This is a genomic window from Rhizorhabdus sp. GW822-FHT03C02 (genome assembly GCF_058801765.1).
Window position 1 is genome coordinate 1 of the sequence record NZ_JBXANN010000006.1, and the last position, 20,653, is coordinate 20,653.

Here is a 20,653-nt window from a genome sequence, read left to right on the forward strand (position 1 = left end):
GACCTGACCCAGCCGGTGGCATGACCCGTTCACCATGTCCCCGAACGCCGTCTACCTTGTACCCGGTCTAAACACCTCCGCCGGGGCGACGAATTATTTCCCCAGCATCATGCCTTCCATGTCGCCCTGATCGCGCCAGCCGTCGAGCACTTGGCCATAAGCATAGAAGCCCGGGCCATAAGGTTCGCCGGTGTTCGACCGCAGCTCTTGGGCGCCTTCGTTGTTGTAATAGCCGGGCGTGCATTCGCGCTGGAACTGGGTGAGGTCGAATGCGGTCTCGCGGATGATCCGGCACCAATCGGCCTCGGCCTCGGCGCTGGGTTCGACCGTGGTCGCGCCGCGGGCGAGGGTCTCCTTGATGATCCAGGCGATGTGGCTGACCTGCTGGTCGAACATCGCGGTGACGTTCGCGGCGAGGCCGACCTGGGTGTAGCCATTGTGGAACTGGTTGGGGAAGCCGTGGACGCTGAGGCCATGGAAGGTCTTATAGCCCTTGCGCCAATGGTCGTAGAGCGAGCGGCCGTCGCGGCCGGTGATCGCGTCGATCCCCCAGCGCCGGTCGATGTCGGTGGTGATCTCGAAGCCGCTGGCGAAGATCACGCAGTCGACCTCATATTCGACGCCGTTGGCGACGATGCCCTTCTCGGTCATCCGGTCGACGCCCTTCGCGGCCGACACGTCGACCAGGGTGACGTTGGAGCGGTTGAAGGCCTGGAGATATTCGTCGTTCGAGGTCGGCCGCTTGCACAGGAAACGGTAATAGGGCTTGAGCGCCTCGGCGGTCTCGGGATCCTCGACGATGCCGGCGACGCGGCGGCGCAGCCGCTCCATCACCTGATAATCCTCGACCTCGCGCATCGCCATATATTGTTCGAACGACAGCTGCGGCCAGCCGGCGGCCTCCATCTTCGCCTGCATGTTGCGGTTGATCTCGGTCCACAGGTCGCAGACCAGGTCGACCTGGCCGGGGGCGAAGCCGTCGATCGCGCCGGCGTGGAAATTGGCTTGGCGCTCGGCCTTCCAGCCGGGCTTGAGCGTCTTCACCCATTCGGGGTCGGTCGGCGGGTTGGGCCGCTCGTCGACGCTCGAGGGGGTGCGCTGGAAGACGTAGAGATGCTCGGTCTGGTGGCTGAGATGCGGCACGAGCTGGATGCCGGTGGCACCGGTGCCGATCAGCGCGACCTTCTTGTCGTGGAGATTGTCGAGCCGGCCGGTCGCGCCGGTCGGATCGCCACCGGTATAGGCATAGTCCCACCGCGCCGAGTGGAATTTATGGCCCTTGAAGCTGTGGATGCCGGGGACGCCAGGCAGTTTCGGCCGGTTGGCGGGGCCGCCGCCGATGATCACGAACCGCGCCAGTATCTCGTCATGGCGGTTGGTGCCGATCCGCCAGCGCGCGATCGCCTCGTCCCACACCAGCGACTTGATCAGCGTGTGGAAGATCGCATTGTCGTACAGGCCGAAATGATGGCCGATCCGCTGGCAATGCTCGTAGATCTCGGCGCCGTCGATGAAGCGCTTGGTCGGCATATAGCCGGTCTCTTCGAGCAGCGGCAGATAGCAGTAGGATTCATTGTCGCACTGGATGCCGGGATAGCGGTTCCAGTACCAGACCCCGCCGAAGTCGCCGGCATGGTCGATGATGTGGACGCCGTCGACGCCGGCTTCCTTGAGCCGCGCCGCTGCCAGCAGCCCCGAAAAGCCGCCGCCGAGGATCGCGACCTCGATCTCCTCGCGGATCGGCTCGCGCGGGGTCACCGGCTTGTGCGGATCGACCTCATAATATTCGGCGAAGTCGCCGTCGGCCTCGACATATTGGGTGCCGGCATCGCTGCGGATGCGCTTGTCGCGCTCGTGGCGATATTTCTCCCGCAGCGCCGGGATGTCGATATCGTCGGGCGTCCGCGTCGGCTGGCACTTCGTCATGGGAGCTATCCTGGTGGGTTTTGGCCTGGCGGGCTTTGGCCTGATCGGCGTGGGAAGCGGCCGGACATCGCTGCCCGGCCGGTCCTCATATATCCGGCGTGGCGGTTTATTCCGCGGCGTCGCGCAGCGGCAGCGCGCTGGCGTGGAGCGGGGCGTCCATCTTCTGGACGACCGGCAGCACCTCCTCGGCGAACAGGCGGGTGCTCTTCATCGCCTCCTCATAGGGCATGTCGCCGAACTGGCTGACGATCGTCATCTCCGAGAAGGAGCAGGCCTGCTGCGCCGCCTGGATGCGGCGGATGATCTCGTCGGGGGTGCCGATCAGCAGGTTCGACGGATGATAGCCCGGGGACTTGGGCGCGGCCGGCTTGGTCGGATCCTTGCCCTCGACCGCCGAGGCGAGCAGCGCGGTGGCGGCGCCTTCGCGCGAGGCATAGGCCTCATAGCCCTTGATGCCCTTGAAGTTCGAGGCGTCGGCGAAGCCATAATGGAGGTTCACGTCGACATTGGCCTGGACGATCCACGGATCGGCTTCGGCCGCCGCGGCGGCGTTCGGGGTGCAATAGGTGAACAGCACATTCTTCGGCTGGCACGGGGCGAGGCCGACCTCCTGCCGGATCGTGTTGACGAGCTGGACCTCCTTGCCGGCATCCTCGATCGGCTTGTTGCCGACGAACAGCGGCACCATGCCCTGGCGCGAATTGATCTCGAGCGAGTCGCGGGTCGACGAGGATCCGAAGATGCGGGTGGCGAGATCGGTGCTGAACGGCGCCGGACGCAGCGACATTTCGGGGATCTTGTAGATCTCGCCGTCATAGGAGAAGCGCTCCTGGGTGAAGGCGAGCTTCAGGATCTCGACGGTCTCGTAGAAACGCTGGCGGCTTTCCTCGCGGGGCACGCCGACCGCGTCGAATTCGGACTTGGCGACGCCGCGGCCGATGCCGATCGTGGTGTAGCGGCCCTTCGAGATGATATCGAGATAGGCGATCTGGTGGGCGAGGCGGATCGGGTGCCACCAGGGCGCGACCGCGACCATCGTCCCGAACGAGACGCGTTCGGTCTTGCCCGCGAAATAGCTGAGCGTCTGGATCGGGTTGGGGGTCATGCCATAAGGCGTGCCCTGATGCTCGGGTGCCCAGATGCCGTCGAAGCCGAGCGGTTCGGCGAGATCGCCAAGCGCCAGGCCGGCCTCGACGAAGGTCCAGTCGGGGGTTTCGGCGGGACGGCTATAATCCCCGCTCTGGACGCGCTCCCAGTCATTGGCGTTGTGCGCGAAAACTCCGAGATTGACCTTCATCGACCAGCTATTCCTTCGTTCGATGACGCGTCGGCCGATCGTGGCGCGGCGCGTCGGATGTGATGTTTCAGCCGAGCTTTCGCGGCGCGCCGCTGCCCATATATTTCGCCAGATTATGGTGGAGGCTGGGGATCGCCCGCTCGCGATAGGGGTTGGGCTGGGTGCCGCGGAAGCCGACATTCTTCATGCCCTGCTGGACCGCCGCCATATTGGCGAAATCCTGCTGCAGCACCGGCGGCCAGTCCTCGGCCTTGGTATATTCCCATTCGGTCTCGGGGGCTTCGCCCTCGGGATAGAGTTCGTAGACCGACGCCTCGAAGATGCACTTGTCCGGATCGGCGCGATAGGGCCGCGCCTGGTAGCAGAGCATGTTGTTGACGGCGTGGCCGATCTGGAAATTGGGGAAGATCTGCCAGGCGGTGCCGGCCTTGGCGTTGTGCGCCGGATCGACCTCGGGCCAGACCACGCCGCGCGCCGCGTCGGTCTCGCGCGCCGATTTCAGCCAATGCTGCAGCACTTCGCCCGACGGCGTGCCCTCGGGCAGTTCGTCCTTCAGCCGGATCGCCGCCTCGACGAGGGTGCGGGTGGTGTTGGTGTTGGCATTTTCCCAGGTGAAGACCTGCATCTCGGCGGTCGAGATGCGGGCGTCGCCGGTGCCGATGCGCAGCTTGGCCTGCTGGTTGGCGTCCATCGCCTTGGGTGCGTCATAGCCGATATTGCTGTGCAGCCCCTGGTTGCGCGCCCAGCCGGGGAAGTCGCCGAACGCCATGAACTCGGGATGGGTGCCCGGGACATGATAGGTCTCGTCGAACGCCTCCATCGCAACCTTCCAGTTGCAGTCGAAGACGATCCATTTGCGCCAGCGGCAGCGCATATTCTGAAGCTGGAACGGATCGAGCAGCGAGGCCGCGGGTTCGAGATAGTCGCGCAGCGGCTCGGCTTCCGGATCCATGTTGATCCAGATCCAGCCGCCCCAGTTGTCGCACTTGACCGCGCCGAGCCGGGTGTTCTCCTCGCCGAGCACGCCCTGCCAATGGTCCTTTTCGGGCACGTTCACGCAGCGGCCGTCGAGATCGAAGGTCCAGCTGTGGAAGCCGCAGACCATCCGCATCTTCTTGCCGCGGGCGTTGCGCGCGCCCGGCGGGGTGTCGACCAGCCGGCGGCCGCGATGCGGGCAGACATTGTAATAGGCCTTGATCGTGTCGGGGGCCGACCGGACGATCAGGATCGAATCCTCGAGGATGTCGAAGGTCAGATAATTGCCGACCTCGGGGATGTCCTCGATGCGGCCGGCCTGCAGCCAGGTCTTGCGCCAGAGCTTCGCCTGCTCGGCCCGGGCATATTCGGGCGAGATATAGGCCTCGACGCCGATCGTGACCGGTTCGGCCAGTTCCTCGGCGGATTGCACGACGGCGCCTTCCAGCTTGCCGAAAATCTCGTTCATGTCATCCTCACAGACTGAGACTGCCAAACCCCGGTTTCACCATCTCATTGCTGGCAGCGTTCCTAGAAAACCGCGCCGCATCGCTGTCGCGGAGTCGATTCGCCGATGGCGCCGACGCACGGCGTCCTCGATGGGCAGAATGGCACAGGCGGCCGCGGCCGCCTTGACCGATGCGGACAAAAAACTGCGGAGCCACGACCCCGGCGCCCCGGATGATCGCGACGTTCATCGCCCCTTCCATTCGGGGCGGCGCTTTTCGGCAAAGGCGCGCGGGCCTTCCTGCGCGTCCTCGCTGCGGTACATCGCCTCGGAGGCATGGCGCGCGGCCTGCAGCGCGGCCGCCCGGCCCATCTCGGTCGCGAGCATCACCGTCTCGCGGCCTGCCTTGACCGACAGCGGCGCGCCATCGAGGATCTCGGTCGCGAAGGCGATTGCGGTGTCGAGCAGCGCCTCGGGCTCGGCGAGTCGGTTGACCAGGCCGATCTCATAGGCGCGCTGCGCGGTGATCGGCTTTCCGGTCAGGATGATCTCCATCATGATCCGCTGCGGGATCATGTGGATCAGCGGCGACGCCCAGGGCGATCCGCGGCCCACCTTGACCTCGGTGATCGCGAAGCGCGCGGCAGTGCTGGCGACGCACAGGTCGCAGGCCTGCGCGATCATCCAGCCGCCGGCGAAGGCGACCCCGTTGACCGCGGCGATCGTCGGCTTCGACAGTTCGACCGTGTCGTAGGGCAGCGCGAACATGTCGCGCGGCGGCACCGCCATGCCGGTCTCGACCATCTCCTTGAGGTCGCCGCCGGCGCAGAACGCCTTGTCGCCGGCGCCGGTCAGGATCGCGACCCGCAAGGCGGGATCATGCTCGAACCGCTCCCAGGCCGCGGCGAGGCCGTCGCGGATATCCTTGCCGAGCGCATTGCGCGCCTCGGGCCGGTTGAGGGTGATGATCGCGATCCCGTCGTCGCGCGCGTCGAAGAGAACGGCGTCGTCCCTGAAGGATTCCGGCATCAATACCCCCTCTGCTGGATGGCGTGCGCGGCGCGGTCGAGTTCCTCGCGGAAATCGGGATGGGCGATCGCGATCAGCCGGCGGCTGCGTTCGGCCAGCGTCTGGCCCTTGAGCTCGGCGGCGCCATATTCGGTGACGATCACGTCGACGTCGCTGCGCGCGGTGGTGACCGGCCCCGACAAGCCGGTGGTGATCCGGCTGACCTTGCCGCCCTTGGCGGTGGCGGGCAGCGCGATGATCGCGTGGCCGCCCGGCGACCGGCTGCCGGCGCGGACGAAATCGACCTGGCCGCCGGTGCCGCCGAGATAATGGTCGCCGCTCTGTTCGGCGTTGACCTGCCCGGTGAGATCGACCTCGACCGCCGAATTGATCGTCACCAGCCGTTCGAGCCGGACGAGCGTCGCGGGGTCGTGGGTATAGGCGGTGCTGCACATCCGGATCAGCGGATTGCGGTCGGCGAACTGGTACAGGCGGCGGGTGCCGATCAGCGCGCCGTTGATCGAGACGCCGGTGTCGATCGCCTTGCGGGCGTTGGTGATCACCCCCGCCTCGACCAGCTCGACCAGCCCGTCGCCGAGCATCCCCGAATGGACGCCGAGGTCGCGCCGATCATGGAGCAGCCGCAATATCGCGTCGGGAACCGCGCCGATCCCGGTCTGGAGCACCGCGCCGTCGCCGATATAGGCGGCGCAGTGGCGGGCGATCGCCTCGTCGGTCGCGCCGATCTTCGCCGGGGCGACCTCGACCGGCATGCGCGAGACATGGACCGCGCAGTCGATCCGCGACGCCGGCAGCAGTTCGCCATAGGTGAAGGGGACCTGGTCGTTGACCTCGGCGATCACGACCCGCGCCTTGGCCACCGCCGCCTGGACATGGTCGGCGATCAGCCCGAAGCTGTGGTTGCCGTCGGCATCGGCCGGGCTGACCTGGACGAAGGCGACGTCGCTGCCGATCAGCCCCTGCTCGATCATCGGACCGACCTGGCTGACATGGCAGGGGACGATCCCCAGCCGGTGCGCGGCGGCGAGGGTGCGCAGCGCGCCGATCGCCCCCATGCTCGACACCGCGATCGTCTCGCCGGCGGCGGCGTCGAACAGCCCCGAAAAGCTGGTGGCGATGAACGCCGAAAGCGGACCGATGCCGCCGGCCTGGGCGAGCAGCGCCTCGACCAGGCTGGTCGGCTCGCCGCACGCCTGGCCGATCAGGATGCGATCGCCGGGCCGCAGATAGCGGCCGAGATCAAGTCCGGCGGCATCGGTCGCGAAGGTCATTTTCGGCCAGCCTGCGCCAGCAGCGTCTGCGCGCGGGCCAGATAGGGACGATCGAGCATGCCGCCTTTGTAGCCGATCGCGCCGACTCCCGGGTTGGCGGCGAACAGATCGACGATCTCCTGCGCCTGGGCGAGTTCCTCGGCGCTCGGGGTGAACGCCTCGTTGATCACGTCGACCTGTGCCGGATGGATCGCCAGCATGCCGCGATAGCCGTCGCGGCGGACGCCCTCGGCGCGCTTGCGCAAGGTCTCGAGGTCGCGGAAATCGCCCTGGATCGTCTCGATCGGGGCGACCCCCGCGCTCGCCGCGCCGAGCAGGCACAGGCTGCGCGCGAGTTCGTAGGTGAAGGAATAGCTGCCGTCGGGGTTGCGGTTCGAGCTGGCGCCGATCGAATCGGCGAGATCCTCGGCGCCCCAGGTCAGCGCGACCACCCGCGGCGCGTCCTTATAGTCGCCGGTGGTGAACATCGCCGCGGCGGTTTCGGTGATCAGCACGATCACCTTGGTCGATCCCTGCGCGATCCCGTTCGCGACCTCGAGCGCCGACAGATAATGGTCGAGCCGGTCGACATCGGGGCGGCCATAGACCTTGGGCAGCATGATGCCGCCGGGCCGTGCCGGCATGACCGCGGCGAGATCGGCGAGGGTGTGCGGGCCGTCCATCGGATTGACCCGGACCCAGATCCGCTCATGGCCGGTCGCCTGGCCCTTGATGAAGTCGTGCACCATCGTGCGCGCCTTGGGCTTTTCGGATTCGGCAACCGCGTCCTCGAGATCGATCAGGACGATGTCCGCGGGGCCCGCGGTCGCCTTCTCCATCTTCTTGTCGCTGTCGCCCGGCGCGAACAGCCAGGAGCGCGCGCTGAAAATATCGGTCTGTGCCATATCCTGTCCCCTTCCAATCGCTATCGCATCTGCCGGGGTCAGTAGGATTTGGGAAGGCCGAGCACCTTCTCGGCGAGGAAGTTCAGGATCATGTGCGGGCTGACCGGCGCGGTGCGCGGGATCAGCACCTCGCGCAGCAGCCGCTCGACATGATATTCCTGGGCATAACCCATGCCGCCCAGGGTCAGCATCGCGGTGTGGCAGGCCTCGAACGCGAATTCGGCGGCGAGATATTTGCCGGCATTGGCCTCGACCCCGCAGTCGAGCCCCTTGTCGAACAGGGTGGCGGCCTTCATCACCATCAGATTGGCGGCCTCGAGCTGCGCCCAGCATTTGGCGAGCGGATGCTGGATGCCCTGGTTCATCCCGATCGGCCGATCGAACACGATCCGCTCGCGGGCATAGCGCGCCGCGCGCTGGATCGCGTTGCGGCCGATCCCGACCGCCTCGGCGCCGAGCAGGACGCGTTCGGGATTGAGGCCGTGGAGGATGATCTTGAAGCCGTCGCCCTCGGCGCCGATCCGGTCCTCCTCGGGAATCCACAGGTCGGAGATGAACAGCATGTTCGAATCGACCGCGTGCCGGCCCATCTTGTGGATCAGCCGGACGTCGATCTTGGTGCGGTCGAGATCGGTGAAGAACAGCGACAGCCCCTCGGTCTTGCGCTTGACCTCCTCGAGCGGGGTGGTGCGCGCGAGCAGCATCATCTTGTTCGCGACCTGCGCGACCGAGATCCAGATCTTCTCGCCATTGACCAGATAGCCGCCGTCGCGCTTTTCCGCGCGGGTCTTGAGCTTGGTGGTGTCGAGCCCGGTATTGGGTTCGGTCACCGCGAAGCAGATCTTGTCCTGGCCGCTGAGCACCGGCGGGATCATCCGCTGCTTCTGCTCCTCGGTGCCGAAGATCGACACCGGCTGCATGCTGAACACCGGGCCGTGGATGCTCGACGCCGCGGTCATGCCGCCGCCGGCCTCGGCGACCGCCTGCATCATGATCGCCGCCTCGGTGATGCCGAGGCCCGAGCCGCCGACCGCCTCGGGCATCGCGACGCCGAGCCATCCGGCGTCGGCCATCGACGTCAGGAACTCATGCGGGAAGACCCCGTCGCGGTCGCGTTCGAGCCAATATTCGTCGGAAAAGCGCGCGCACTGCTTGAGCACGGACTCGCGGATATTCTCCTGATCCGACGTGAGCGAAAAATCCACGATTCCGACCCCTGCTCCTGGAAATTGTCGATCGCGCCGTAGCAGCCGGTGGCGGCCAAGACAATGGGCTGTGCCGATATCCGTTCAGTAAACCGAAATACGAATGGATTTCGACGTGCGGATCGTCTAGTCAGTCCGCGACATCAGGGAGGATTTCATGGGCAAGGACACCAAGGGCAAAGGCCCGCTGGCCGGCGTTCGCGTGGTGGATCTCACCAGCATGGTGATGGGGCCCTACGGCACCCAGATCATGGCCGACATGGGCGCCGACGTGATCAAGATCGAGCCGCCCGAGGGCGACAATACCCGCTATATCTCGGTCGGCCCGGCCCCCGGGCTCAGCGGCGTGTTCGTCAATGTGAACCGCGGCAAGCGCAGCGTCGTGCTCGACCTGCGCTCGGAGGCCGGCAAGGCGGCGCTGCGCGCGCTGATCGAGACCGCCGACGTCTTCATCCACTCGATGCGCGCCAAGGCGATCGCCCGGCTGGGCTTCAGCTATGACGATGTCGCCGCGATCAACCCCGGGATCGTCTACACCAATTGCTATGGCTATGGCCGGCGCGGCCCCGATTGCGACCAGCCCGCCTATGACGATACGATCCAGGCCGAATGCGGCCTGCCCGCGGTCCAGCAGCTGTTGACCGGCGAGGCCAATTTCGTCGGCACGATCGTCGCCGACAAGGTCGCCGGGCTGACCGTGCTCTATTCGACGATGATGGCGCTGTTCCACCGCGCGCGCACCGGTGAGGGCCAGGAGGTCGAGGTCGGGATGTTCGAGACGATGGCGTCGTTCATGCTGGTCGAACATGCCAATGGCGCGATGTTCGATCCGCCGCTCGGCGCCGCCCATTATCCGCGGGTGGTCGCGCCGAACCGCAAGCCCTACCGCACCGCCGACGGCCATATCGCCGCGCTGATCTACAACGACAAGCATTGGTCGCTGTTCGTCGAGGCGGTGAAGCCGGCCTGGGCGACCGCCGATCTCGCCACGCTCGAACAGCGCGCGCGGCGGATCGACGAAGTCTATGGCCTGCTCGGCCAGACCTTCCTCGAGCGCACCAGCCAGCAATGGCTCGACCTGTTCCGCACCCTCGGCATTCCCGCGGCACCGCTGCGCACCACCGACGAGCTGTTCGACAACCCGCATCTCAACGCGGTCGGTTTCTTCGAGACGGTCGATTCGCCGCACGGCAAGATCCGCTTCCCGGGCATCCCCAGCTGGTTTTCGCAGACGCCCGGCGAAATCTCCGGTCCGGCACCCGAACTGGGCGCCGACACCGATGCGGTGCTCGCCGAACTGGGGCTTGCCGCGGCGCCCGGCCGCGCCGCCTGAAACACGATCGGGCCGGTCTGCCAGGACCGGCCCGATCGGATCGTGAAATATGGGGAAGCAGGCCGGCGCCTTGGGGGAGCGGCGCCGGCCCGCGGCGCATCAGAAGTGGTAGGCGACCCCGAACAGCACCTGCTGGCGGTCATATTTGCCATGGCCCTCGCTCAGGTCCGAATAGCGATATTCGAGCCGGGTCGAGATCTTCTGCGACAGCGCCCGCTCGACGCCGGCGCCGAGCGTCCAGCCGTCGAGATTGGCGGTGCCGCTGCGGATCAGCGCGCCATTGGCGATCGTCGTCGCCGCGCGGACATTGGTGTAGCCGGCGCGGCCGTAGAGCAGCGTGTCGGGGGTCACCAGATAGCCGGCGCGGGCGCTCAGATCGATCGAGCGCTTCGGGTCGATCGCGACGCTGCCGCCGGTGACGTTGCGCAGGCTGCGGTCGTTGCTGCCGAAGCTCAGATCGGCCTCGCCGCCGACGACGATCTTCGGGCTGAGCTTATAGTCGTAGCCGGCGACCAGTCCACCGATCAGCGAGTCGTTGGTGCGGTCGATACGGACATCGCCGACCGGCGTCCCGATGCCGCCGATCTTGTCATGGTTCCACCCGGCCTGGACGCCGACGAAGGGGCCCGAGAAGGTTTCGGCCGAGGCGGCGGAGGAGAAGCCGGCGGCGGAAATCAGCGCGGCGCCGATGAGCAGATAGGTCTTCATGATGATACTCCCAGATCGGTGGGCCGCGGCGATCCGCGGTCGTTGAAGCCGATCTAGGACTCCCGAACCCTCAGGATAATCCGTATAAAATAGAAGCAGACGTTCGATTTAATCGAACAAATCCATGGGGTCCGACCACAGCATTTCAAGCGATCGAAATGCTGTGGGGGCGCCAAGTCCAGGTTGGACGATGCCGCGATCCGCCGCTGCGGCGATCAATGCTTCAGCTTGTGCAGCCCCAGCGCGATGACCCCGCCAACCAGCAGCCCGACGATCGCGCCGCCGATCGCGGTGACGATCCAGCCGGCGATCCCGGCGGCCGCCGGCAGCGCCCGGGCGGCGGCTTCGGCGGCGTGATGGATGATCGCCTCGGGCGCGGCGACGCCGAGTTCGTGCAGGCCATGGACGAGGATGCCGCCGCCGACCCAGATCATCGCCGCGGTGCCGACGATCGACAGGGTGCGCATCAGGATCGGCATCGCCTTGACCAGCCCGCGGCCGAACGCCTGCACCGCCGGCGACCGGCGCTGCGCGAGGTGCAGGCCGATATCGTCCATCTTCACGATCAGCCCGACCACGCCATAGACGCCGATGGTGATGCCGATCCCGACCAGCGCGAGCACGATCGCCTGGGTGAGGATCGGCTCGTGCGAGACGGTGCCGAGTGCGATCGCCATGATCTCGGCCGACAGGATCAGGTCGGTGCGGACGGCGCCCGCGACCTGCTGCTTTTCGAGTTCGGCCGCGTCCATCGCGACGGCCGCCTCTTCCTCGCCATGGTCGCCGCCGAACGCCTCGATCACCTTCTCGGCGCCTTCGAAGCAGAGATAGGCGCCGCCGAGCATCAGCAGCGGGGTGATCAGCCAGGGCGCGAAGGCGCTGAGCAGCAGCGCCACCGGCAGCAGGATCAGCAGCTTGTTGCGCAGCGATCCGACCGCGATCTTGGCAATGATCGGCAGTTCGCGTTGCGGGCTCAGCCCCGCGACATATTGCGGGGTGACCGCGGCATCGTCGACCACGACCCCCGCCGCCTTGGCCCCGGCCTTGCCCGCGGCGGCGCCGACATCGTCGAGCGAGGCGGCGGCGAGTTTGGTGATGCTCGCAATATCGTCGAGCAGGGCGACCAGTCCGGAGGCCATGATGATCCTTGAAGTTGAGGCGTTGCAGGGGCCTAGCCTGATAATCGCTCCGACCTCAAGGCGGCGGAATCATTATTCCCTGGATGGCGCATGCGGATAGAAGGGCCCATGTCCCGGCTGTCCTCTTCCGACGTCGATGCGCCGCTGCAGCTGCGCCGGCGCAGCGCGGTGCCGGTGTGGTTGGCGCTGCTGTGGCGGGTGGGGCTGGCCTTCGCGATGATCGGGCTCATCCTGTTGGTCCACTGGCTCGACCGGGACGGGCTGCGCGACAATATCGACGGATCGATCAGCTTCGTCGATGTGCTCTATTTCACGATGATCACGGTGACGACGGTCGGCTATGGCGACATCGTGCCGGTGACCGACCAGGCCAAGCTGTTCGACACCTTCGTGGTGACTCCGGTCCGGCTGTTCGTCTGGCTGATCTTCCTTGGGACGGCCTATGATTTCGTCCTCAAACGCGTGTGGGAGCGGTGGCGAATGCGCGTCATTCAGAAAAATCTCCATGGCCATGTCGTGGTCGCGGGCCATGGCACCAGCGGTGGCGAGGCGGTCGCCGAACTGGTCAAGCGCGGCACCGTGCCCGCCGGGATCGTGGTGGTCGATCCGGATGCGGCGGCACTCGACCAGGCCGAAGCCTGTGGCGCCACCGTGATCGCCGGCGACGCGACCCGCAATCTCACCCTCGAAGCGGTGCAGATCGCCCGCGCCCGCGCGATCATCGTCTCGGCGGGCCGCGACGATACCTCGATCCTGATCGTGCTGACCGCACGGCGGCTCGCTCCCGACGTGCCGATCAGCGTCGTCATCCGGTCGGAGGACAATGAGGCGCTGGCGCGGCAGGCGGGGGCCGATACGGTGATCAACCCGGCAAGCTTCGCCGGGCTGCTGCTCGCCGGATCGACCGACGGCCCGCACAGCGCCGACTATATGATGGACCTCGCCGGCGCGCATGGCCGGGTCGCGCTCCACGAGCGGCCGGTCGCGCCGGCCGAGATCGGCAAGCCGCTGCGCGACATCGACAGCGGGCTGGGCGTGCGCGTCTATCGCGACGGCACCTGCTACGGCTTCGCCGACGCCGAGGTGCGCAGCCTGAAGGCGGGCGACATCATCGTCGAGATCGTGCCGGGCGACGCGGCGATCTGACCCATAGCCCGGCGCGATCCTGCTATTGTGCCTGCTGGACGACCGCGAACGCCGCACCCTGCGGATCGGTCGCCATCACGATCCAGCTCCCGCCGGGCACCTCGTGCGCGGGCATCAGGATCGTGCCGCCGGCCGCTTCGATCCGTTCGGCGGCGGCGTGGATGTCCTCGACGTTGAAATAGAACAGCCAGTGCGGGACCGGTGTGCCCGGCATCATCGTCATCATGCCGCCGACCGCGGGGCCGCCGACCGCGAACAGCTGGTAGGTGCCCATCGGCCCCATGTCGATCGCGAGGTCCCTGGTCCAGCCGAACTGGCCGGTATAGAAATCGAAGCCCGCGGCGCCATCGGTGCTGTGGAGCTCGTGCCAGCCGACCTGGCCGATCGGGGTCGACGGTGTCGGCATCGGCTCGGTGCTGGAGGGGGTCAGCAGCATGAACGCCGCGCCCTGCGGATCGGCGAGCACCGCGAAGCGGCCGACCCCGGGAATGTCGTCGGGCGCGCGCAGCACGGTGCCGCCCGCCGCCGCGATCGCTGCTGTCTTCGCATCGACATCGTCGACATGGATATAGCCGCCCCAATGCGGCTTCACGCCATGCGTGCACATCTCGTCGGTGATCTGCATCGCGCCGCCGAGGCCGGCGCCACCGGCGCTGAGCACGACATAGCGGTCGCCGCGTTCGGACGGGAAATCCTGCGTCTGCCAGCCGACGACCTTCGCGTAGAAGGCGAGCGCCCCCTCGAGATCGTCGGTCAGCAGTTCGTACCAGAAGAACATGTTCGAAGCCGTCGCCATGGCAAACTCTCCTTGATCGTCCGGGGCTAAGACGAGTGACTGCCGCGCGATCCGACATCGCGGATCGGAAAAATGCCGATCGGCTGCGGTGCGGCCGGGTTAACCGCCCATCTTCGCGAGCATCTCGGTCATCCGTCGGCCCATTTCCTCAGGCGGGACATCCTCGACATGGCTGGCGAGCATCCATTTATGCCCGAACGGATCGATCACGCAGCCCATCCGGTCACCCCAGAACTGGTCCTCGAGCGGCTTGTCGACGGTGCAGCCGGCATCGATCGCGCGCTGGAAGGCGGCGTCGACCCCGTCGAGATAGACCATCAGGCTGGATGTCGAGCCGCCGCGTGATGTCGGGCCGAGGATGTTCGCGTCGGGCATCTCGTCGTTGAGCATGATCACGCTGTTGCCGAGGCGCAACTCGGCATGGACGATCTTGTCGCCCATCGGCATCCGCATGATCTCGGTCGTGCCGAACGCGGTCGCATAGAAGGCGATCGCCTCGGCGGCGCCGTCGATCGTCAGATAGGGCTGCACGCTATGATAACCTTCGGGGGGATTCTGCACGGCCATGATCGCCTCCACGCTCGGTCCGAGCCCGACTCGGGCCGGAACAAAAGGTGAATATTCTTATCGTGAAGCGAGCTTGGACGCCAGATATGACCGTTGCGGGTCATGCCGTACGATAGTGACCCTTGACATCTACACGCCGTCCAACACCGGCTATCTGGGCTCGGCGCTTCGCGTTACCGAGGAGATCATCGACGCGATCGTGAAGCTGGCGCCCGGCGCGTTCTGCCAGCCGTGGAACCAAGACGGCTGAGACCTACCGTCCGAGGCGGTTAAGCTCGCCGTTCGGGCCGCAGTCTTGTTTGTCCTTGGCTGACGTCTCCATACCCGCTTCGTCTCTCAAGTAGAAATCGACACAGAGCCTTTGGCCGCGGGCGATCGCGATCGACTGAAATAAATCCTTGATGTTCTCTCGTGGCATATCTCGGTCCAACTCATCGCTGACCTTGACCAGTGATTGGCGATAGCGATCTGCATAATCCCAGCGGGCTCCATCCAGAACGTTGCTCGCCCGGTCCAGCGCTAAATACTGATCCTGAATATTTTTCTGAACGGCCTCTCGCTTGGCATCCGCAGGTTTATTTCTGAGGAATTCGAGCATGTAGGCCCGAACCGCCGGATCAAACCGCTGACCCGACTCAATGAACGTTGTCACTTCAGCAACGCGCTCTTGCCGATGCGTCTGGATCGCCCACAAAATGACGCTTCCGAAGATGGAAACAGCCGTCGCCGTGACCAGCGTCAAAACAAAGGTCAGGGTGCGGAAGCTCCAATGCGACTGCGGGGCGCTCTGGGCGGAGGCATTCATGGCTTAGCCTTTCCCTGCCGATGGCGAACGCGCATCTTAACCGAGAGCCCGGTCGACAGTTTCGCAGCGACCGCATTCTCGCAGACGCGCTCCCATTCATCAAGCTTCATCAACTTCATGGCGCCCTCAACGCGCTTAGCTACCTCTATGGTGCAGGGATCATCTCTGCCTGCGACGGAATTGGTCACTTTTACGATCTGCGGAACCTGAGCCACCGGGGCCGCCCCCGCGGGTAAAGACAGCGCAGTTGCCGCTGCATAGAGCGCGGCGATGACTATCGGCTTAACCGTGGCGTCGACCAGCCGCTGAAAACCCTTGGAATTGATATTCTGTTTCAGCTCTGCCGCGAGCTCGGGGTGTTGCTCGAGGAGGTCGATCGCCTGTTGAAAGCTCAGCTCGCCGGTCATGCCCAGCTCAAGCGCGATGAGGACGCCGCTCACGTAATTAACAAAGGTCTGGATGCGATAATCGTCGAGCGTGGTGAACTCTTCCTTCGTCGTGTTGAGGCGAGCGGTGTATTCGCCGGCGAAGGCATATTGGTCGAACCCTGCGCGCAATACCTCGAGGCGGAGCGTGCGATCAAGCTGCATAATGGGGTTTGGCGTGCCGAAGCGCTCTCGGACGGCTGGCTTGAAGGCAGACCGCGGCTTCGCGCGCAACCAGCGCACTTTGCGAGCCGGGACCGGCTCATTGTCATAAAGCGCCTTATTTCTGAACATAACGGGCGCTTCGACGATTTCGCCGATCAGCACGTCATCATAGTAGTGAGGCCCGGGGACCACGATGATGGCGCCTGGTTTCAGGTCCCAATAGAGCCGCTTCACGGCCCCGACATATCGGCCCAGCCGCTTTCGCGCGTCCTTCCCTTCGTAATCCGAAAGATCATCAGATGGCTTCGGTCCCTGCCGACCACCATCAATATAGGCGCCGACATCCATCGAGCGCGTGATCATCTGACGCAACTGGCGATCTTTCGGCGCAGCAGCGTCGAACGCCAGCGTCAGACCCGGGAAATCGAGGAAGACGTGGTCCGTATCGCGATAAAGCTCATACATCCAGTAGGAGCGCCCCGGCTGGATAATGTAGACGTCCTCATCGGGATTGATGACCCGTGTCGCGATATCGACCGAGAAAGTCCCGGCTATGTCGGATATGTTCAAGCTTTTTGTCCCCCCGGCCTTTCGGGCGACTACTCTATAAGAACACTCGAAGCTATTCCGGAACAGCACCAGCATGGAACAGTTTGATCCACACCGGACTAACACCGGAGCAAGGCTTCTGAGATTCTAACGCTTTGCTAGGAAAATCAATGGTCGGGGAGAGAGGATTCGAACCTCCGGCCCCTGCCTCCCGAAGACAGTGCTCTACCAGGCTGAGCTACTCCCCGACGGAGTGTCCGGTCTTTCATGGCCTCGGGGGCCGACCGGTCAAGCGCTAAGTCGGGGCCGTATAAGGGGGCGATCCGGGCTATGCAAGGGGGTATCTGGAGCGAATTTTCGTGTCCGATCAGGCGGTCATCGGCTGCGGTGCGGGACCCCTCGCCACTGTCACCGCGGTGACCGCCGCGAGCAGGCCGAACAGGCCGGCGATCAGGAAGGCATAATGATAGCTGCCGGTCTGTTCGCGGATCAGTCCGGCGCCGAAGGCGGCGGTGGCGGCGCCGAGCTGGTGCCCGGTCATCACCCAGCCGAACACGATCGGCGCGCGATTCTCGCCGAAATGGCGATTGGCCAGCGCGACCGTCGGCGGCACCGTCGCGATCCAGTCGAGCCCGTAGAAGACCGCGAACACCAAGAGGCCGCCGGCGCTGAAATCGAGGAAGGGCAGCACGATCAGCGACAGGCCGCGCAGGCCGTAATAAGCGAAGAGCAGCTTGCGCGGATCGTAGCGGTCGGTGAGCCAGCCCGACGCGGTCGTCCCGAACAGGTCGAAGAAGCCCATCAGCGAGAGCAGTCCGGCGGCCTGTACCGCGGGAATGCCGTTGTCGCCGCAATAGGCGATCAGATGGGTGCCGACGAGGCCGTTGGTGGTCAGCCCGCAGATGAAGAAGGTCCCGAACAGCAGCCAGAACATCGGCACCTTCGCCGCATCGACCAGCGTGTGGATCGCCAGCATCGCACCGCGCGGCGGGGCAGGGGGCGGCAGTTCGCCGGGGGCGGCACCATAGCGGACGGTGCCGATCGCCGCCGGGCTTTCGGGCATCAGCAGCCAGACGACCGGCACCATCGCCCCCGCGCCGATGCCGACGAACAGCGCGACCGGTTCCCAGGCGCCTTGGCGGGTCAGCCAGGCCATGAACGGCAGGAAGATCAGCGCGCCGGTCGCGGTGCTGGCGGTGAGCAGGCCCATCACCAGCCCGCGCCGCGCGGCGAACCAGCGGTTGACGATCGTCGCGCCGAGCACGGGGGCGACCGCGCCGCTGCCGATCCCGGACAGCACGCCCCACAGCAGGACATAATGCCAGGCCTGGGTCATCCAGAGACTGGCCAGCGTCGCCGCCGACATCAGCAGCAATCCGCCGAGCAGCACCCGGCGGATGCCGAAACTCTGCATCATCGCCGCGGCGAAGGGCCCGACCAGTCCGTAGAGGAAGATGCCGACCGCGGCCGCGAACGAGACGGTCGCGCGGTCCCAGCCGAAATGGAGTTCGAGCGGAAGGATCAGCACACTCGGCGCCGAGCGCAGGCCGGCGGCGATCAGCAGCGCGACGAAGGTCAGGGCGACGACGACGAAGGCGAATCGCTGTCCGCGGGGGCGGGCGTGGAACATCGGCGGCGCTCCGTCATCAGTATCTGGCAGAAATCCGCGCATGCGCGGTGCCCGCACATCCTGTCAAACGCAATTGCTGGCGGCACCCCGCCAGCGCTGCTATCGCCCGCGCCGTGAACCCGCTCGAAATGATCGCCGCCGCATTGGGGCTGGCCAATATCGTCCTGCTCGCCCGGCGCAGCATCTGGAACTATCCGTTCGCGCTGGCGATGGTGACGCTCTACGCGATCATCTTCTACGAAGCGAAGCTGTACAGCGACGTGCTGCTGCAGATCTTCTTCTTCGCGATCAATATCTATGGCTGGCTGAACTGGCTGCAGTCGAAGGCCGATGCCGGCGAAGTGATCGCCGAGACGATGTCGGCGACGTCGCGGATCGGCTGGACGATCGGCGGGGCGATCGCGATTTTTGGCTGGGGCTGGCTGATGGCGCGCTATACCGACGCCGCGCTGCCTTGGTGGGACGGGGCGATCGCGATCGGCAGCGTGATCGCCCAAATCTTGCTCTCGCGGCGATATTGGGAGAATTGGGTGCTGTGGATCGCGGTCGATATGGTCGCGATGGGGGTTTACTGGGCGAAGGATCTGCACATCACCGTGGCGCTTTATGCGATCTTCTTCGCGATGTCGGTCTGGGGGCTGATCGCATGGCGGCGCAGCATGGCGCCGCATAGCCGGAGCGCCGCACTGTGATCCGCCCGAAGATCATCTCGCTGCACGGACCCGAAAGCACGGGCAAGTCGACCCTCGCGGCGGCGCTCGCGCGCCGGTTCGGGACGATATGGGTGCCCGAATATGGCCGGACCTATTGCGAGGAACATGGCACCGACCTGGTGATGGCCGACCTGATCGCGATCGCCGAAGGCCATCGCGCGACGGTGAGGGCCAATCTGCAGTTCGCGCGCAACGGCCTGTTGTTCACCGACACCGATCCGCTGATGACCGCGGTGTGGGCCGACATGATGATGGAGGCGCGAGATCCCTGGTTCAACCGGCCATGGGAGCCCGCCGACCTCTATCTGATCCCGGGGATCGACATGCCGTTCGTCCAGGACCATGTCCGCATCTATGGCGACCAGGTCGAGCGGCGGCGCTTCTACGAGCTCAGCATCGCCGAGCTCGACCGGCGCGGGGTGCGCTGGATCGGCATCGACGGGCCGCCGGCGACCCGGTTCGACAAGGCGATCGCCGCATTGGCGGCGGCCGGCATCGTACCCTCGGCCTGATCGTCGGCCGACAGGCGGAACAAGGTCGGAAGGTTGCCCTTCCGACCTGCCACGATCAATTCGACGGCGCGAGCTTGGTGTTCAGCACCCAGCCGACATTGTCGTTCTCGTCGGCGACTTCCCACCAGAGCCCGTTCTTGTTGCCGGTCGGATAGACGATCGACCCCACCGGCAGGGTGCGCAGCACCGCGGCCGTCGCGACCGCGGTCTTGCGCATCGCGACCGGTCCCTGGGTGGTGAAGGTCTTGCTCGGCGCGGCCTCGGCGGTGCCCGCCGCGCCCGGCTGGATGAGGCCCAGGCCGGTGACCATCTTCGCATAGGCCTGGATGAACGACAGGGTCACGATCCGGCCGATGTCGGTGCTGTCATAGCCGCCGCCGACCGCGCCCGCGACCCCGATGAAGCCGCCGCCGCCGAAGCTGAGATCGTTCTTGGCGGCATAGCCGTCCTCGACCGCGATCGTCTCGGTCGTGCGCACATTGGTGAGCGACAGCACGGTGTTCGCCTCGAGCTTGCGCGATTTGATCCCGCCGATCAGTCCGCCGATCGGACCGCCGAAAACGCTGGCGACACCGCCGGCCACGCCCGATCCGCTAACATTGCTGTTGGCGCCCTGGACCTCGGCGACCAGGACATAGTCGGCGGCCTTGATCTGGCCCTGGCCGACATTCGATTTGCGCTGGAGGCCCAGATTGCCGCCGATGTCGCGTTCCTTCGACGCCGCCGCGAGGCCGGTGCCGCGATCGACGAGGTTGAAGCAGCCGGATCGTTGGACCAGCACGCGCAGCAGCTTCGACGGCGCCGCGAGCGAATATTGGGTCCAGGCATTGGCGTCGTCGCCATCGGCGATCGACAGGGTCCCGAGCTTGCGCGCGCAGGTCGGAACGTCCTGCATCGCCTGCTGCTGGAGCTTCTGGCCGCCCGAAGCCTTGGCCGGCCGCTCGGCCGCCGCCGGGCTCATCGCCGCAACGATCATCGCCGTCACGCCCACACCCAAACCGGTTTTGCGCATCTTCATCTTCCCCCTATCCTTCCGGCCATATCGGCCGACGATCGTTTCAAGGTTTCGACCCGGAGCTTCCGGTGCATCGCTCGATCCGCCGGAAGCTTAGTCTCGCCGTTTCTCTAGG

The 20,653-nt window shown here is 65.8% G+C and carries 20 protein-coding genes and 1 tRNA gene; 5 read left to right on the plus strand and 16 right to left on the minus strand.

Annotated elements, in window-relative coordinates; all coding sequences use genetic code 11:
- Nucleotides 1-93: 93 nt before the first annotated feature.
- From AC1RM6_RS16090 to AC1RM6_RS16120, 7 genes are all read right to left on the minus strand, one after another.
- Nucleotides 94-1,926, minus strand: a complete 1,833-nt coding sequence (locus AC1RM6_RS16090) for a flavin-containing monooxygenase (RefSeq protein ID WP_493102953.1) — start codon at nt 1,924-1,926, stop codon at nt 94-96.
- Between the two features lie 106 nt (nt 1,927-2,032).
- Nucleotides 2,033-3,223 carry an LLM class flavin-dependent oxidoreductase gene (locus tag AC1RM6_RS16095; protein ID WP_493102955.1) on the minus strand — a complete coding sequence of 397 codons (1,191 nt, stop codon included), beginning with the start codon at nt 3,221-3,223 and terminating at the stop codon, nt 2,033-2,035.
- A 67-nt stretch (nt 3,224-3,290) separates the two neighbouring features.
- Nucleotides 3,291-4,667: an aromatic ring-hydroxylating oxygenase subunit alpha gene (locus tag AC1RM6_RS16100; protein ID WP_493102957.1), complete on the minus strand. Its 1,377-nt coding sequence runs from the start codon at nt 4,665-4,667 to the stop codon at nt 3,291-3,293.
- A gap of 225 nt (nt 4,668-4,892) precedes the next feature.
- Complete coding sequence (locus tag AC1RM6_RS16105; RefSeq protein WP_493102959.1) at nt 4,893-5,675, minus strand: enoyl-CoA hydratase-related protein; 783 nt, start codon at nt 5,673-5,675, stop codon at nt 4,893-4,895.
- The gene (locus tag AC1RM6_RS16110; RefSeq protein ID WP_493102961.1) at nt 5,675-6,946 is read right to left on the minus strand and encodes an acetyl-CoA hydrolase/transferase family protein; all 1,272 of its coding nucleotides are present in this window, start codon (nt 6,944-6,946) and stop codon (nt 5,675-5,677) included. The genes AC1RM6_RS16105 and AC1RM6_RS16110 overlap by 1 nt, the downstream gene beginning before the upstream one ends.
- Nucleotides 6,943-7,830 carry an HpcH/HpaI aldolase/citrate lyase family protein gene (locus AC1RM6_RS16115; protein WP_493102963.1) on the minus strand — a complete coding sequence of 296 codons (888 nt, stop codon included), beginning with the start codon at nt 7,828-7,830 and terminating at the stop codon, nt 6,943-6,945. Before AC1RM6_RS16115 ends, AC1RM6_RS16110 begins: the two co-directional genes overlap by 4 nt.
- A gap of 38 nt (nt 7,831-7,868) precedes the next feature.
- Nucleotides 7,869-9,035, minus strand: coding sequence for an acyl-CoA dehydrogenase family protein (locus AC1RM6_RS16120; RefSeq protein ID WP_493102965.1), 1,167 nt, complete (start codon nt 9,033-9,035; stop codon nt 7,869-7,871).
- A 157-nt stretch (nt 9,036-9,192) separates the two neighbouring features.
- On the opposite strand from AC1RM6_RS16120, the gene AC1RM6_RS16125 reads away from it, so the two are divergent.
- Complete coding sequence (locus AC1RM6_RS16125; protein WP_493102967.1) at nt 9,193-10,368, plus strand: CaiB/BaiF CoA transferase family protein; 1,176 nt, start codon at nt 9,193-9,195, stop codon at nt 10,366-10,368.
- A 99-nt stretch (nt 10,369-10,467) separates the two neighbouring features.
- On the opposite strand, the gene AC1RM6_RS16130 is transcribed toward AC1RM6_RS16125, so the two are convergent.
- Nucleotides 10,468-11,076, minus strand: coding sequence for an outer membrane protein (locus AC1RM6_RS16130; RefSeq protein ID WP_493102969.1), 609 nt, complete (start codon nt 11,074-11,076; stop codon nt 10,468-10,470).
- A gap of 215 nt (nt 11,077-11,291) precedes the next feature.
- Complete coding sequence (locus AC1RM6_RS16135; RefSeq protein WP_493102970.1) at nt 11,292-12,215, minus strand: DUF808 domain-containing protein; 924 nt, start codon at nt 12,213-12,215, stop codon at nt 11,292-11,294.
- Between the two features lie 108 nt (nt 12,216-12,323).
- Here AC1RM6_RS16135 and AC1RM6_RS16140 point away from each other — a divergent pair, with 108 nt between their 5' ends.
- Nucleotides 12,324-13,361, plus strand: a complete 1,038-nt coding sequence (locus tag AC1RM6_RS16140; protein ID WP_493102972.1) for a potassium channel family protein — start codon at nt 12,324-12,326, stop codon at nt 13,359-13,361.
- Nucleotides 13,362-13,383: 22 nt separating this feature from the next.
- Here the strand turns inward: AC1RM6_RS16140 and AC1RM6_RS16145 are convergent, their stop codons facing one another.
- Nucleotides 13,384-14,157 carry a VOC family protein gene (locus AC1RM6_RS16145; protein ID WP_493102974.1) on the minus strand — a complete coding sequence of 258 codons (774 nt, stop codon included), beginning with the start codon at nt 14,155-14,157 and terminating at the stop codon, nt 13,384-13,386.
- Nucleotides 14,158-14,256: 99 nt separating this feature from the next.
- Entirely contained in the window at nt 14,257-14,724 is a 468-nt protein-coding gene (locus tag AC1RM6_RS16150; protein ID WP_493102975.1) for a VOC family protein, read from the minus strand.
- A gap of 115 nt (nt 14,725-14,839) precedes the next feature.
- On the opposite strand from AC1RM6_RS16150, the gene AC1RM6_RS16155 reads away from it, so the two are divergent.
- Nucleotides 14,840-14,974 (plus strand): hypothetical protein, encoded by a 135-nt coding sequence (locus AC1RM6_RS16155; protein ID WP_493102977.1) that lies wholly within the window; start codon nt 14,840-14,842, stop codon nt 14,972-14,974.
- 3 nt (nt 14,975-14,977) lie between these two features.
- On the opposite strand, the gene AC1RM6_RS16160 is transcribed toward AC1RM6_RS16155, so the two are convergent.
- From AC1RM6_RS16160 to AC1RM6_RS16175, 4 genes are all read right to left on the minus strand, one after another.
- A complete protein-coding gene (locus AC1RM6_RS16160; protein ID WP_493102979.1) occupies nt 14,978-15,529 on the minus strand; it encodes a hypothetical protein in 552 nt (183 codons plus the stop codon).
- On the minus strand, nt 15,526-16,689 hold the full coding sequence (locus AC1RM6_RS16165; RefSeq protein ID WP_493102981.1) for a hypothetical protein: 1,164 nt from the start codon (nt 16,687-16,689) through the stop codon (nt 15,526-15,528). The genes AC1RM6_RS16160 and AC1RM6_RS16165 overlap by 4 nt, the downstream gene beginning before the upstream one ends.
- Nucleotides 16,690-16,839: 150 nt before the next feature.
- Nucleotides 16,840-16,916 (minus strand) — tRNA-Pro (locus AC1RM6_RS16170).
- A 119-nt stretch (nt 16,917-17,035) separates the two neighbouring features.
- The gene (locus tag AC1RM6_RS16175; protein WP_493102983.1) at nt 17,036-18,298 is read right to left on the minus strand and encodes an MFS transporter; all 1,263 of its coding nucleotides are present in this window, start codon (nt 18,296-18,298) and stop codon (nt 17,036-17,038) included.
- A gap of 113 nt (nt 18,299-18,411) precedes the next feature.
- On the opposite strand from AC1RM6_RS16175, the gene pnuC reads away from it, so the two are divergent.
- The gene (pnuC, locus tag AC1RM6_RS16180; RefSeq protein ID WP_493102985.1) at nt 18,412-18,990 is read left to right on the plus strand and encodes a nicotinamide riboside transporter PnuC; all 579 of its coding nucleotides are present in this window, start codon (nt 18,412-18,414) and stop codon (nt 18,988-18,990) included.
- Nucleotides 18,987-19,523, plus strand: a complete 537-nt coding sequence (locus AC1RM6_RS16185; RefSeq protein WP_493102987.1) for an AAA family ATPase — start codon at nt 18,987-18,989, stop codon at nt 19,521-19,523. Before pnuC ends, AC1RM6_RS16185 begins: the two co-directional genes overlap by 4 nt.
- A gap of 55 nt (nt 19,524-19,578) precedes the next feature.
- Here AC1RM6_RS16185 and AC1RM6_RS16190 read toward each other — a convergent pair whose 3' ends face one another.
- On the minus strand, nt 19,579-20,541 hold the full coding sequence (locus AC1RM6_RS16190) for a CsgG/HfaB family protein (protein ID WP_493102989.1): 963 nt from the start codon (nt 20,539-20,541) through the stop codon (nt 19,579-19,581).
- Between the last annotated feature and the right edge of the window lie 112 nt (nt 20,542-20,653).

Excerpts from the sequence above, each read along its gene's own strand:
- AC1RM6_RS16105 (WP_493102959.1), bottom strand. The coding sequence starts at position 5,675 with ATGCCGGAATCCTTCAGGGACGACGCCGTTCTCTTCGACGCGCGCGAC.
- AC1RM6_RS16125 (WP_493102967.1), top strand. The coding sequence starts at position 9,193 with ATGGGCAAGGACACCAAGGGCAAAGGCCCGCTGGCCGGCGTTCGCGTG.
- AC1RM6_RS16095 (WP_493102955.1), bottom strand. The coding sequence starts at position 3,223 with ATGAAGGTCAATCTCGGAGTTTTCGCGCACAACGCCAATGACTGGGAG.
- AC1RM6_RS16135 (WP_493102970.1), bottom strand. The coding sequence starts at position 12,215 with ATGGCCTCCGGACTGGTCGCCCTGCTCGACGATATTGCGAGCATCACC.
- AC1RM6_RS16175 (WP_493102983.1), bottom strand. The coding sequence starts at position 18,298 with ATGTTCCACGCCCGCCCCCGCGGACAGCGATTCGCCTTCGTCGTCGTC.
- AC1RM6_RS16160 (WP_493102979.1), bottom strand. The coding sequence starts at position 15,529 with ATGAATGCCTCCGCCCAGAGCGCCCCGCAGTCGCATTGGAGCTTCCGC.
- AC1RM6_RS16090 (WP_493102953.1), bottom strand. The coding sequence starts at position 1,926 with ATGACGAAGTGCCAGCCGACGCGGACGCCCGACGATATCGACATCCCG.
- AC1RM6_RS16190 (WP_493102989.1), bottom strand. The coding sequence starts at position 20,541 with ATGAAGATGCGCAAAACCGGTTTGGGTGTGGGCGTGACGGCGATGATC.
- AC1RM6_RS16150 (WP_493102975.1), bottom strand. The coding sequence starts at position 14,724 with ATGGCCGTGCAGAATCCCCCCGAAGGTTATCATAGCGTGCAGCCCTAT.
- AC1RM6_RS16115 (WP_493102963.1), bottom strand. The coding sequence starts at position 7,830 with ATGGCACAGACCGATATTTTCAGCGCGCGCTCCTGGCTGTTCGCGCCG.
- AC1RM6_RS16110 (WP_493102961.1), bottom strand. The coding sequence starts at position 6,946 with ATGACCTTCGCGACCGATGCCGCCGGACTTGATCTCGGCCGCTATCTG.
- AC1RM6_RS16130 (WP_493102969.1), bottom strand. The coding sequence starts at position 11,076 with ATGAAGACCTATCTGCTCATCGGCGCCGCGCTGATTTCCGCCGCCGGC.
- AC1RM6_RS16145 (WP_493102974.1), bottom strand. The coding sequence starts at position 14,157 with ATGGCGACGGCTTCGAACATGTTCTTCTGGTACGAACTGCTGACCGAC.
- AC1RM6_RS16140 (WP_493102972.1), top strand. The coding sequence starts at position 12,324 with ATGTCCCGGCTGTCCTCTTCCGACGTCGATGCGCCGCTGCAGCTGCGC.
- AC1RM6_RS16100 (WP_493102957.1), bottom strand. The coding sequence starts at position 4,667 with ATGAACGAGATTTTCGGCAAGCTGGAAGGCGCCGTCGTGCAATCCGCC.